13 protein-coding genes and 2 pseudogenes are annotated in these 11,252 nt (G+C 73.2%); 9 read left to right on the plus strand and 6 right to left on the minus strand.

Annotated elements, in window-relative coordinates; all coding sequences use genetic code 11:
- The first annotated feature begins 8 nt into the window (after nucleotides 1–8).
- The 3 genes from A4V12_RS11570 to A4V12_RS11580 are packed head-to-tail and all read left to right on the plus strand — an operon-like array spanning nucleotide 9 to nucleotide 1,724.
- The gene (locus A4V12_RS11570; protein WP_064069206.1) at nucleotides 9–671 is read left to right on the plus strand and encodes a GOLPH3/VPS74 family protein; all 663 of its coding nucleotides are present in this window, start codon (nucleotides 9–11) and stop codon (nucleotides 669–671) included.
- 21 nt (nucleotides 672–692) lie between these two features.
- Nucleotides 693–1,013, plus strand: a complete 321-nt coding sequence (locus tag A4V12_RS11575; RefSeq protein ID WP_064069207.1) for a hypothetical protein — start codon at nucleotides 693–695, stop codon at nucleotides 1,011–1,013.
- Between the two features lie 45 nt (nucleotides 1,014–1,058).
- The gene (locus A4V12_RS11580) at nucleotides 1,059–1,724 is read left to right on the plus strand and encodes a hypothetical protein (protein WP_064069208.1); all 666 of its coding nucleotides are present in this window, start codon (nucleotides 1,059–1,061) and stop codon (nucleotides 1,722–1,724) included.
- A 9-nt stretch (nucleotides 1,725–1,733) separates the two neighbouring features.
- Here the strand turns inward: A4V12_RS11580 and A4V12_RS11585 are convergent, their stop codons facing one another.
- Nucleotides 1,734–1,976, minus strand: coding sequence for a DUF397 domain-containing protein (locus A4V12_RS11585; protein WP_064069209.1), 243 nt, complete (start codon nucleotides 1,974–1,976; stop codon nucleotides 1,734–1,736).
- On the minus strand, nucleotides 1,973–2,788 hold the full coding sequence (locus A4V12_RS11590) for a helix-turn-helix domain-containing protein (protein WP_234372145.1): 816 nt from the start codon (nucleotides 2,786–2,788) through the stop codon (nucleotides 1,973–1,975). Before A4V12_RS11590 ends, A4V12_RS11585 begins: the two co-directional genes overlap by 4 nt.
- Before the next feature lie 84 nt (nucleotides 2,789–2,872).
- Here A4V12_RS11590 and A4V12_RS11595 point away from each other — a divergent pair, with 84 nt between their 5' ends.
- The 3 genes and pseudogenes from A4V12_RS11595 to A4V12_RS11605 all read left to right on the plus strand — a co-directional run bounded on the left by A4V12_RS11595 (nucleotide 2,873) and on the right by A4V12_RS11605 (nucleotide 4,339).
- Nucleotides 2,873–3,280: a hypothetical protein gene (locus A4V12_RS11595; protein WP_064069227.1), complete on the plus strand. Its 408-nt coding sequence runs from the start codon at nucleotides 2,873–2,875 to the stop codon at nucleotides 3,278–3,280.
- Between the two features lie 45 nt (nucleotides 3,281–3,325).
- Nucleotides 3,326–3,478, plus strand: a pseudogene (locus A4V12_RS38555) (PPOX class F420-dependent oxidoreductase); the annotation flags it as partial.
- 75 nt (nucleotides 3,479–3,553) lie between these two features.
- Nucleotides 3,554–4,339, plus strand: coding sequence for an alpha/beta fold hydrolase (locus tag A4V12_RS11605; RefSeq protein ID WP_064069211.1), 786 nt, complete (start codon nucleotides 3,554–3,556; stop codon nucleotides 4,337–4,339).
- 82 nt (nucleotides 4,340–4,421) lie between these two features.
- Here A4V12_RS11605 and A4V12_RS11610 read toward each other — a convergent pair whose 3' ends face one another.
- Entirely contained in the window at nucleotides 4,422–5,750 is a 1,329-nt protein-coding gene (locus tag A4V12_RS11610; protein ID WP_064069228.1) for an MFS transporter, read from the minus strand.
- 59 nt (nucleotides 5,751–5,809) lie between these two features.
- Between A4V12_RS11610 and A4V12_RS11615 the strand changes: the two genes are divergently transcribed.
- Nucleotides 5,810–6,841, plus strand: a complete 1,032-nt coding sequence (locus A4V12_RS11615; protein WP_064069212.1) for a GlxA family transcriptional regulator — start codon at nucleotides 5,810–5,812, stop codon at nucleotides 6,839–6,841.
- Nucleotides 6,842–7,028: 187 nt separating this feature from the next.
- Here the strand turns inward: A4V12_RS11615 and A4V12_RS11620 are convergent, their stop codons facing one another.
- The 3 genes from A4V12_RS11620 to A4V12_RS11630 all read right to left on the minus strand — a co-directional run bounded on the left by A4V12_RS11620 (nucleotide 7,029) and on the right by A4V12_RS11630 (nucleotide 8,861).
- Entirely contained in the window at nucleotides 7,029–7,508 is a 480-nt protein-coding gene (locus A4V12_RS11620; protein WP_064069213.1) for an ATP-binding protein, read from the minus strand.
- Nucleotides 7,509–7,924: 416 nt separating this feature from the next.
- The gene (locus A4V12_RS11625; protein ID WP_064069214.1) at nucleotides 7,925–8,455 is read right to left on the minus strand and encodes an EF-hand domain-containing protein; all 531 of its coding nucleotides are present in this window, start codon (nucleotides 8,453–8,455) and stop codon (nucleotides 7,925–7,927) included.
- Between the two features lie 31 nt (nucleotides 8,456–8,486).
- Nucleotides 8,487–8,861 (minus strand): STAS domain-containing protein, encoded by a 375-nt coding sequence (locus tag A4V12_RS11630; protein WP_064069215.1) that lies wholly within the window; start codon nucleotides 8,859–8,861, stop codon nucleotides 8,487–8,489.
- A 219-nt stretch (nucleotides 8,862–9,080) separates the two neighbouring features.
- Between A4V12_RS11630 and A4V12_RS34670 the strand changes: the two are divergent.
- Together A4V12_RS34670 and A4V12_RS11640 are read left to right on the plus strand one after the other, a co-directional pair.
- A pseudogene (locus tag A4V12_RS34670) lies at nucleotides 9,081–9,658 on the plus strand (sigma-70 family RNA polymerase sigma factor).
- Nucleotides 9,655–10,875, plus strand: coding sequence for a zf-HC2 domain-containing protein (locus A4V12_RS11640; RefSeq protein ID WP_064069217.1), 1,221 nt, complete (start codon nucleotides 9,655–9,657; stop codon nucleotides 10,873–10,875). Before A4V12_RS34670 ends, A4V12_RS11640 begins: the two are co-directional and overlap by 4 nt.
- Nucleotides 10,876–11,252 lie beyond the last annotated feature (377 nt).

Below are 11,252 nucleotides of genomic sequence, written 5' to 3' on the forward strand. Positions count from 1 at the left end.
AGTAGGGCATGACCGTCACGCTGGCCGAGGAAATCGCGCTGCTGTCACTGGACGACGAGTCGGGAGCGGCCAGGGAACGCTCGTCGGCCGGGTGGGCCGTCGCGGGCGGCATCCTGCTGGAACTGGCGATGGCCGGGCGGATCACCGTGGCGGACGGCCGCCTGACCGTCGCCGACACCACGCCCACCGGGACCGCGCTGCTCGACGGGCGGCTGGCCCAGCTGGAGGAGTGGACGCGGCGCAAGAACAGGCGCAAGGTCTCCGAGTGGCTGACCAAGGACCAGTCGAAGGCAGTCGCGGCGACGGTGGAGAGCCTGTGCGAGCGCGGCCTCGTCGTGGAGGAGCGCAGCAAGATGCTCGGCCTCTTCCCGGTACGCCGCTACCCGGAGGCGGACGGCTCGGTGGAGCGGGAACTGCGCGCCCGGCTCACCTCGGTCGTCGTGCACGGCGCGGACCCGGACGACCGCACCTCCGGGCTCGTCAGCCTGCTGCACGCCGCCAAGCTGGACCGGCTGGCCTTCCCGGACGTCCCGCGCAAGCTGGTCACACCCCGCATGGCGAAGATCGCCGACGGCCAGTGGGCGGGCGACGGCGTCCGCGAGGCGATCCGGAACATGCAGGCGGCGATGGTCGCCATCACCGCCGCCACCACCGCCACCGTGGTGCTCTGAGCCGCCTCGTACGCTTCAGCCATGTCCGTCAACATCACATTCACTCTCACCGTCACGGCTCTCCAGGACGAGGCCCAGGCGCGGGAGGTCGTGCGCTCCCTGGACGAGGTCATGGAGGACGAGCGCATCCAGGACCAGGTGAACCTGGGCGTCGCCTGGGAGGACGGGAAGGCCGTCGTCGCGGGCGAGACCGACTTCCCGCTGAGCATCACCCGCTTCCACCTCTGGCAGCCGAATTTCGAGAGCTACGTGAAGTTCGCGGTCGAGGAGGTCGCGCCGGGAGCCGTGGTCGCGCTCGACTGGGGGTACCCGGACCTCGAACGCCCACCCGCCGTGGGATAGCTTGAACGCGTTCGACTGAACGCGTTCAACAGGGGCGGGTGGGGCATGGGAGCCGTGGGCACGCGGGTGCACTGGTTGCAGCGGGCGCTCGCCGCGGGGGCGGTGATCGCGGCCCTGCCGGTGCTCCTGTGGACGCTGACCAGCTATCTCTTCCCGCTGCACGTCCTGATGGCCATGGCCGTGGCGGTGCCCCTGTTCCTGCCGCGCCGCCCCTCGGCGTTCACCCGCGTCGGCGTGATCGTGGGGCTGGGGCTCCTGGCGTTGGGGCTGCCGGGGTTCCTGCTCGGCATGTTCCTCTTCTGGCCGTCCGCGCTGCTGCTGCTCCTGGCCGCCTTCGCCGATCCGCGCGTACGGCCGGTGAGCGCCAGGATCATGGGCGCGGCCGGCGGGCTGGCGGCGGCGTGGTTCCTCGCCGCCTTCGGCTCCTTCTACTGGCACTTCACCGTCGCCCCCGCCCTCGCGGAGCCGCACACCTACCGCGCGGTCAGCGACCCCGACACCTTCTACGCCGGACTCGGCGACCACGACGAGCACCTGAAGCGGCTCGGTGCGACCAGCGTGACGGGGACCGCGGACGGGGATGCGCACTACCTGGACGTCCGCTTCCCCGACGACCTCCCCGAGGCGCGGCGGGCCGCCCTGAAGCGGGAGATGGAGAAGCTGCCGGGCGTCAGCCGCGTCGACCTGTGCCCGGTACACGACTGTGGCTGACGCCCGCCGTCAGCGGCTCGCCGCCCCCGCCACGAACGCCGCCCACGCGTCTGCCCCCACCGCGAAGGTGGGCCCGCCGGTGACCTTGGAGTCGCGTACGTGGACGGCGTGGGGACAGGTGGCGACCTCGACGCACGCGTCACCTTCGTTGCCGCTGTAGCTCGACTTGCGCCAGTCGTAGGCGACTTCGACGCACGCGCCGCCCTCGTTGTTGCTGTAACTGCTCTTGAACCAGACCAGGTCGGGGCTCATAGCTTCGCCGCAATCCTCTCGATCAGTGCCACGGATTCCCAAGGCGTGAGCGCCTGGCCCCGTAGCGCACCGAAGAGGTCGTTGAGCCGGTTCACCTCTTCCGGTTTTGAGATCAAGGTAGCCCCACCCTGCCCCTCGGTGTACCCCAGATTGCGTCCTTCTCGGGTGCTCACCAGGTGCAGCAATCCGTTCAGTCCCGCGTGGACGGCCCGCTGGGTCGGCATGACCTGTACGGTCAGGTGATTTCTCGTACGGACCGAGTCCAGCAGGTACAGGAGCTGCTCCTTGAGCACCGGTTCGCCACCGATCGGCCGCTGGAACACCGACTCCTCGACCACGTAACTGACGATCGGCCGAGGTCTGCGGTCCAGTACCTCCTGCCGCTCCAGTCTCGCCTGCACGTGCCGGTCGATCTCGTCCGGCTCATACATCGGCACCCGAGTCTCATACAACGCCCGTGCATAGGCGGGCGTCTGCAACAAACCAGGGACGAGCATGCACTCGTACGCGCTGATGCTCGCCGCGTCCGCCTCCGTGCGCTTCCAGTTCAGGAACTTCGGCGAGTACTTCTCCTCCTCCATCAGCTCCACGCACGACCGCAGCACCCCCTGCGCCCCCAGCGCCGCGTCCGCGTCGACCAGGAACGCCGTCGTCGGGATGCGTTCCGCCCGCTCGTACGCGCCCACCAGCGACTCCGACATCAGCAGCCGGTCCGCGAGGTCCTTCTGCGTCAGGTCCGCCATGCTCCGGAACTTCTTCACCAGCTCGCCCACGTGCCTGCGCGCCGGTGAGGGCTCCCCACTCGACCCCACAACCACCACCGTCCTTCCCACACCGCCCCGAAGTGGATCGTGTCCCCCTGGTCACGCTAAGCGACCGCCGCGATGCTCGTGGTCATGACGAGCAACAGACTCCCCGATTGGGTCCCCGCCTCCGGTCTGCAACTGCGCCTCGCCGGAGTTCACTTCGACGCCATCCGCGTGCGCGGGGTCCGGGGCGAGGCCGTGGTGCACCACCTCGCCGACGCGACCGACGGGCGGCCGGGCCCCGTGGTGCGGGAGATCTCCGGCGGCCGGTGGACGTACTTCCTGATCCCGCCGGGCAGCAGCAAGGAGTACACGTGGCCGCCGGGCGCGGCGTTCTTCGGGCCGTGCGCGAGGGACCAGTACGTGGGCGTACCGGCACCCGACGGCAACACGTATCCGCTGTCCTGGCGCTGCGGCCCGCCCGCCGCGGGCGAGTTCGTGGACCCGGACCTGCTTCACGAGATCGTGACGGCACAGTTGTGCCCGCCGCCCGACTGACCGAGGGGCGTGGAACAGCGCGCCGCGCCGGTGAGTTGGGCACACATGACCCAAGGTCCCGCACCACGCGTCCTGTCCGACGAAGCCCTCTCCGGCCTGCTCGGGAGCCAGCGGTTCGGCACGCCGGCCACGATGAAGCGCAGTGGCCACTGGGATCCCGGGGCCCGCGTGGTGCGGATCTCCACCACGGCGGACCGGGGCGGGGCGGCCGCAACCGCGTTGACCTCGCCTTATGGGGTGGCGTGATCACCGGCGGGCTGCGACCATCTGCGGATGCTCACACTCGCCGACGAACTCGGCCACCTTTCCTACGTCGTCACCGGCGACGGCCCGCCCGTCGTCCTCGTACACGCCGGCGTCGCCGACCACCGCATGTGGGACGCGGTCGTGCCCGAACTGGCGGAGCGGTACACCGTGATCCGGTACGACCTGCGCGGCTTCGGCGAGTCCGCGCCGCCGGCCGGCCCGTTCCGTGAGACCGACGACCTGCGGCGTCTCCTGGACCACCTCGGACACGACCGTGTCCGGCTCGTCGGCGCCTCCTGGGGCGGCCGGGTGGCCGTGGACTTCACCCTCACCCACCCCGACCGGGTGCACTCCCTGGCGGTGTTCGCCGCGCCGTGGCCGGGGTACGACTGGTCCGCGGAGATGATCACGTACGACGAGGCGGAGACGGCGGCCCTGGCGTCGGGCGACGTGGACGAGGCCACCCGCATCAACCTGGACATGTGGCTGCGCGGCCCGGCCCGGGGCTGGGAGGACGTCGGTGCCGGACTCGCCGACCGGCTGCGCGGCGCGGTGCGGACCTCGCTGGTGAACCAGGACGTCGTCGGGGAGCACTCCCAGGGCGTCGCGACCGGGGACGTCGCGGACATCGCCGTCCCCACCCTGGTCGGGGTCGGCAAGCTGGACGTCGCCGACTTCCAGGACATCGGCCGGCGCTACGCCTCCACGATCCCCGGCGCCACCCTGGTCGAGTTCCCCACCGCCGGCCACCTCATCGCCCTGGACGCGCCGGCCGAACTCCTCGCGGCCCTCGGCCCGTTCCTCACCCGCTAGCGGTCGCCACCGCGCCCGGACGGGGGCGGGGACGGCGGCACATGCCGGCCGTCCCCGCCAGTCCACCGCCCCTGCCGGGCCGTCAGGCCGTCTTCACGGCCACCGGCTTGCGGCGGCGGATGACGAGGGCCATCAGGGCGGCCGCCGCGCACAGCGCGCCCGAGGCGTACCACACCACGTCGTACGAGCCGAAGACGTCCCGCGCCCAGCCGCCCGCGAAGGCGACGACCGCCGCGCCGATCTGGTGGGAGGCGAGGACCCAGCCGAAGACGATCGCGGAGTCCTCGCCGTAGTGCTCCCGGCACAGGGCCATCGTCGGCGGCACCGTGGCGACCCAGTCCAGCCCGTAGAACACGATGAAGAAGACCATCGGCGGGTGCACGGACGGCGCGAGCAGTATCGGCAGGAAGAGCAGTGAGATCCCGCGCAGCGCGTAGTACACGGCGAGCAGCCGCCGCGCTTCGAAGCGGTCGGTGAACCAGCCGGACGCGATGGTGCCGACGACGTCGAAGACGCCGATCACCGCGAGGAGCGACGCGGCGGCCGTCATCGGCATGCCGTGGTCGTGGGCGGCGGGCACGAAGTGGGTCTTGACCAGGCCGTTCGTCGAGGCGCCGCAGATGGCGAAGGTGCCGGCGAGGAGCCAGAAGGGGCCGGTGCGGGCGGCCGAGGCCAGCACGGAGAGCGTGCGGCGGGCGGCGCCGGGTACGGGGGCGGGCTTCGGTACGAAGTCGTCGGCGCCGTACGGCCTGAGCCCGACGTCCGCCGGGTGGTCGCGCAGCAGCAGCCACACGAGCGGGACGACGGCGAGGGCGGACAGGGCGACCGTGACGGCCGCCGGGCGCCAGCCGTGGTGGGTGACCAGCCAGGACAGCAGCGGCAGGAAGACCAGCTGGCCCGAGGCGCCGGCGGCGGTGAGGATGCCGGTGACCAGGCCGCGCCGGGCGGTGAACCACCGGTTGGTCACGGTGGCCGCGAAGGCGAGCGCCATGGAGCCGCCGCCCAGCCCGACGAGGACGCCCCAGTAGAGGACGAGCTGCCAGGCCGCCGTCATCCACACGGTGAGCAGCGAGCCCGTGGCGACGACCGTCAGGGCGAGCGCCACCACCCGGCGGATGCCGAACCGGTCCATGAGGGCGGCGGCGAACGGCGCCGTGAGGCCGTACAGCGCGAGGTTGACCGAGACGGCGAACCCGATCGTGCCGCGCGACCAGCCGAACTCGCCGTGCAACGGCTCGATCAGCAGACCGGGCAGCGACACGAAGGCCGCCGCGCCGATGATCGTCACGAAGGTCACGGCGGCGACGGACCAGGCGCGGTGGACGCGTGGCGGTCGCGCGGGCGGCGGGCCGGGTGCCGCCGGGGCGGCCGAAGCGGGGGCGGGCGTCGTCTGGGTCACGTCGGACAGCATCGCGAGCGGCAAGGCACCGTACCAGTGGCCCGAATGCCACCTTGCACTAGGATCGGGCCATGAGTCGGCCCGTCCCGCACCGTGTCGTCGTCCTCGCCCTCGCCGGGCTCCTCCCCTTCGAGCTGGGCATTCCGCACCGCATCTTCGGCCGCGCCAAGGACTCCCGGGGCCGCCCCCTGTACGAGACGGTGACGTGCGGAGTGGCCGCGGGTCCGGTCCGGACGGACGCGGACTTCCTCATCTCGGTCGAGCACGGCCCCGAGGCGCTCGCCACCGCCGACACGGTCGTCGTGCCCGCTTCCTACGAACTCGGCCCGGTGTACGAGGAGGGCAGGCTCACCGACGAGCTGGCCGCCGCGCTCGCGCACATCCGGCCCGGCACCCGGCTCGTCTCCATCTGCACCGGCGGGTACGTGCTGGCCGCCGCCGGGTTCCTCGACGGCCGGCCGGCGACGACCCACTGGGCCTCCGCCGAGCACTTCCAGCGGCTGTTCCCGTCGGTCGACGTCGACGCGGACGTCCTGTTCATCGACGACGGCGACGTCCTCACCTCCGCCGGCGTGGCCGCCGGGATCGACCTGTGCCTGCACATCGTGCGCCGGGACCACGGGTCGGCCGTGGCCAACGACGTGGCGCGGCGCACCGTCGTGCCGCCGCACCGGGACGGCGGCCAGGCGCAGTTCGTCCGGCGCCCGGTGCCCGAGCCGACGCTCGCCACCACGACGCGGGCGCGCGCCTGGGCCCTGGAGCGGCTCCATGAGCCCATCCAGCTGCGGGACATGGCGGAGCGGGAGGCCATGAGCGTACGGACGTTCACCCGCCGCTTCCGCGAGGAGGTGGGCATCAGCCCCGGCCAGTGGCTCACCCAGCAGCGGGTGGAGCGCGCCCGGCACCTGCTGGAGTCCACCGACCTGCCGGTCGACCGGGTCGCCTCCGACGCCGGGTTCGGCACCGCCCAGTCGATGCGCCAGCACCTCCAGGCCGCGCTCGGGGTGCCGCCCACCGTCTACCGCCGCACGTTCCGCGCCGCCCGCGCGAACGGCGCCGCCGTGACGGCTCCCCGCCCCCGCCGGGCCGCCGCCCGGCCGTAGGGGCGCCGGGCCCGGGCGGGCGCCGGGGACGTCACGGGCCCCGAGGGCTCCGGCATGGAGCCGCCGCCGAGCCGCGACCCGCACTCGCCGAGGGCGTCAAGCCCTCGGCGTCCCCTCGCCACGAATCGCTGCTCCCGGGGTGATCAGGCGGACACGAGCCGTCAACACCCGTCCGGGGGTACGGTCGTCATGCCCGATGAGTGACGGCGCACGACGGCGCGTACCCACCGGGCTCACGCACCACCCCCGTCACCACCGGGGCACACCGGTCCACTTCGCACCAGATGCTCTTGCCGGCACCCTCCCGCTGCCAGCCCCACCGGTCGGCGAGCCCGTCGACCAGCTCCAGCCCCCGGCCGTTGGTGTCGTCACCGTCGGCGTGCCGGGGGCGCGGCGGGCGGGCGCTGGTGTCGGCGACCTCCACCCGTACCGTCCCGGGCTGAGCCGTGCCGGTGCCCGCACCGAAGAGCATCCGCAGCACGGCCGGGCAGCCGGTGTGCACCACGGCGTTGGTGACGAGCTCCGAAATGAGCAGCACCAGCGTTTCGGCCAGCGGCTCGTCCTCCCCTATCCCGGAACCGGCGAGCCGTGAACGAGCCCATCTCCGGGCGCGTCCGACCTCTGCCGGATCGGGGCCGATCTCCAACTGCACCTGAAGCACCTGCACCGCTCACACCATCCGAACCGGCGGACACAACGCCTCGCGTCTCACAGCGACCACAGCCTTCACATTCGTCACTGAACGTGATTTCCCTGTGGCACAGCATGGTTGACGTACAGTCACCGCAACAAGCGCTTCGGGCATATTCCCGCGTGAAGGAGTACGCGTCCTGCATACTGTGCGACGCACCCTGCGAGTAGTCGAACAGAGGGACGCACCGGGCCGCCGGACGCCGTGAACGGCAGGCACTCCCGGGCCCGGGGCCGCCGCACGGACACCACCGGAACGTCCCGGCCCCTGAACCACGCGCACCCCACGGAGGGTACCGGAGGCGGAAGCCGGCTCCGGGCCGTGACGGGGCGCCCGGCGCGACGGCCCGGAATCAACGCTGCGTGACCGCCACGCCGGCTCGCGCACCGGCCCTACGGTGTCCCGTCCGGGTCCTGGGTCATGAAGTACCGCGCGAAGGCCGTGACGACCTCCTCCTCGTCGACCAGCCCGCTGCGGTCCGGGTCCAGCGACTCCGCGGCGAGCGCGGCCGTGTGCGCCTCGACACCCAGCACCCGCAGCGCCCGCTCCACCTCCGCCGTCCCCGCCTTCCCGTCACCGTCCCCGTCGGCGACGGCGAGCAGGGCGCTGACGAAGGGGCGGGCGATCTCCGCGAACCGGTCCGGGTTGTCGCGCAGCCGCTTCACGGCACCGTTGACGAACTCGCCCCGCGACACCCGCTGGTCGCCGTCCACGTCCGCGATCCCGGCCAGGCCCTGCCAGAAGGCCTCCGCGCCGCCCGCCAGCGCCTGCCCCTTGTCGGAGCGGAACGGCGTGCCGAACTCGTCGAGCAGCCGGGTGGCCGCGGCCGTGAAGTCCTCACGGGAGATATAGCCGTTGCCGTCCTGGTCGAACGCGGCGAACCGTGAGGCGATCCGGCGCTGGTACAACTCCTCTGCGTCCATGCCGGGAGGGTACGACGCGAAAAGAGCGCCGTCACGCGGAGAGCTGCTCGTCCTCCTCGCCGGTGGCCGAGGCGACGTCCGCGTACACCGCGAACAGCCGACGTACGCCGAGCGCCGCCAGCACCCGGTTCACGTGCGAGCCCTCGACGGCGCCCCGGGCGGGCAGGATCAGCCGCAGCCTGCCCCGGCAGGAGTGCAGCAGCCGGCGGGACGCGATCAGCACGCCCACCCCGCTGGAGTCGCAGAACAGCACCTGGGACAGGTCCAGGACGACGTCCCGCCTGCCGTCGGCGACCGCGTCGTGCACACGTCTGCGGACGACGGGCGAGGAGACCAGGTCCAGTTCGCCCCTGATGCTCAGCACCGTCCAGGCGCCGTGCTCTGCCTCGTCCACCGTGAGCGTCACACGTCCACCCTTCGCCGATCCACCGGGGCCCCCGAACCGGAAGCTGCGCTTCCTTTGCGCCGCTGCTGCCCCACCGTCCTCTCCATGAAACACGATCCACTCGTAGTGACGGTTTCCTTACCATCCGACACCGGTGGCCAGGGGCACTTGGCACAAAGACGGGTGCGCTGTCGGTGCGGCGCATTACATTCGTGAGGAGTCGGGTCGGGAGGGCTCCGCATGGCGAAGGACACACCACCGCGCTGGGACCGCAAGATGCAGCAGCGGCTGGCACGCGGCGAGGCGGCCGCCCTCGGCGAGCTGTACGACCGCTTCGCGTCCCTCGTGCACAACACCGCGCACCGCGTCCTCGACGACGAGGCGGCCGCCGACCAGGTCACCCGCGAGGTGTTCGGGTACGTCTGGGAGAACCCGGACGCCTACGACCCCCGCCGCGAGGGCTCCATGCGCTCGTGGATAGCGAAGCTGACCCGCCGCCAGGCCGTGCACCGGCTGCGCCAGGCCGAGGCCAAGGCGCACGCGGAGCGCGGCGGCTCCACCGAGGAACTGGAACAGAAGGTGCGCCGCGCGGCGGTGTCCGCCCGCGCCGACTTCATCGTCCAGTCCATGCCCGCACCCCTGCGCGCCGCGCTGGAGCTGGCCTATTTCCAGCGGCGGGACTACCGTCAGACCGCCGCGGACCTGGGTGTCACCGAGGACGAGGCGCGGCGCCGGCTGAGGCGCGGCGCCGGCTGCGGCTCGGGCTCCAGCTGCTGGCCACCGCGAACAGCCGGCCGCTGGACGGGCGGACACTGTGACCGGGCCGCTCGACGGCGATGGCCACGACGAGGGCCGCGAGGAGGTGGGCGGAGTGCCGCGCATACCGTCCCCGAGACGGGCCGCCGACAACTACGAGTCGCTGCCCGCGCCGGAGGACGCACCGCCGCCCCTGCCGCACAAGGTGCTCCAGTCGCTGCTCGGCGCGTGGGCGCTGTCCGCGTGCTCGCCCGAGGAGACCTCGGCCGTCGAGGAGCACCTGACCGAGTGCGCCCCCTGCGCCGAGGAAGCCCTCCGGCTGCGGGACGCCGTCGGGCTCCTCCACAACGAGCGGGACCTCGACCTCGACCCGCTGCTGCGCTCCCGGGTGCTGGAGAACTGCCTGGGCCGCCGCCCCGCGCGCATCCCCGTGCCCGAATGGGCCGGTCCGTACGACGCGGAGACCGCCCGTCTCGACGCCCTGCTGCGGGACATCGGCGACTCCGAATGGCACGCGCCGGTGCGGCTCAAGTGGTTCGAACGCGACCGGACCATGAACCGCCGGACCACCGTCGCGGGGGTGATCAGCCACCTCCAGGCCGTCGACAGCCTCGTCGCCACGGCGATCGGCCTGGACGACTCGCTGTCGCCGAAGACCCCCACCGAGCGCACCGAGGCGTACTGGCAGGGCGGGCACCACCCGCCCACCAGAGCGGTCCGCGGACCGTGGCGCGAGCAGACGCACACCCTCGTCCGCACGGTGTCCTTCGCCGGCCGCGGCGTCGCCGAACTGTCCGTCTCGTACGGCGACTTCTCGCTGCCGCTGCGGGACGCGCTGCTCGACCGGGCCTTCGAGTGCTGGGTGCACGCCGACGACATCGCGAACGCGGTCGACTACCCGTACGAGCCGCCCAGCGGCGCCCACCTGCACGGCATGATCGACCTGGCGGCCCGCCTCCTGCCCACCGCCCTGGCCGAGCGCCGCCGCGCGGGGCTCGCCGCCCCGGCCCGCCACCTGGTGACGGCCGGTGCGCCGGGCCGCTCGCTGCACCTGGAGGTCGAGGGCTCGGGCGGCGGCGACTGGTACATCGCCCTGGACTCCCCCGCCGCGATCGGCTCCCCGGACCGCAAGGTCGCGCAGGTGGCCCTGGACGGCGTGGAGTTCTGCCAGCTGGTGGCGGGGCACATCGCACCCGAAGAAGCGGCGGCGGGCCAGGACGGCGACCGCGAAGCCATCCGTGACGTCCTCTTCGCGGCGGCCTCCCTCAGCCGCCTGTAGCTTCCCCGGGGGCGCCGCCCCCGTGCGCCCCCGGCCGGCCGGGGTGCCGGCCCGCGGGGCGGTGAGGTCCGGCCGGCGCCGGTGGTGCGGGTGGGGTGCGTCCGGCCCCTGCCGGGTGGGCGGGGGTCGGGTCGGCTTCTGCCCGGTGGGTGGGACGTTTCGCCGTTCGGCTCCTGCCGGTGGGCAGGGGCGGGTGCCGGGTCCTGCGGCGGGGGGGGGGGGGGGGGCCCCCTCCGCCCCCTTTTTTTCCCGCGCCCCCCCCCCCCCCCCCCCCCCCCCCCCCCCCCCCCCGCTGCCCCCCGGCCCCCCCCCCCCCCCCCGCGGGGGGGGGGCGGGGGGGGGGGGGGGGGGGGGGGAGGAGCGCGGGCGCGGGGGTG

The organism is Streptomyces noursei, assembly GCF_001646665.1.
Classification (GTDB): Bacteria; Actinomycetota; Actinomycetes; order Streptomycetales; family Streptomycetaceae; genus Streptomyces; species Streptomyces lavendulocolor.

Coding starts and splice junctions, on each gene's coding strand:
- A4V12_RS11570 (WP_064069206.1), top strand. CDS start 9: ATGACCGTCACGCTGGCCGAGGAAATCGCGCTGCTGTCACTGGACGAC.
- A4V12_RS11580 (WP_064069208.1), top strand. CDS start 1,059: ATGGGAGCCGTGGGCACGCGGGTGCACTGGTTGCAGCGGGCGCTCGCC.
- A4V12_RS11610 (WP_064069228.1), bottom strand. CDS start 5,750: ATGCTGTCCGACGTGACCCAGACGACGCCCGCCCCCGCTTCGGCCGCC.
- A4V12_RS11625 (WP_064069214.1), bottom strand. CDS start 8,455: ATGGACGCAGAGGAGTTGTACCAGCGCCGGATCGCCTCACGGTTCGCC.
- A4V12_RS11615 (WP_064069212.1), top strand. CDS start 5,810: ATGAGTCGGCCCGTCCCGCACCGTGTCGTCGTCCTCGCCCTCGCCGGG.
- A4V12_RS11575 (WP_064069207.1), top strand. CDS start 693: ATGTCCGTCAACATCACATTCACTCTCACCGTCACGGCTCTCCAGGAC.
- A4V12_RS11595 (WP_064069227.1), top strand. CDS start 2,873: ATGACGAGCAACAGACTCCCCGATTGGGTCCCCGCCTCCGGTCTGCAA.
- A4V12_RS11605 (WP_064069211.1), top strand. CDS start 3,554: ATGCTCACACTCGCCGACGAACTCGGCCACCTTTCCTACGTCGTCACC.
- A4V12_RS11585 (WP_064069209.1), bottom strand. CDS start 1,976: ATGAGCCCCGACCTGGTCTGGTTCAAGAGCAGTTACAGCAACAACGAG.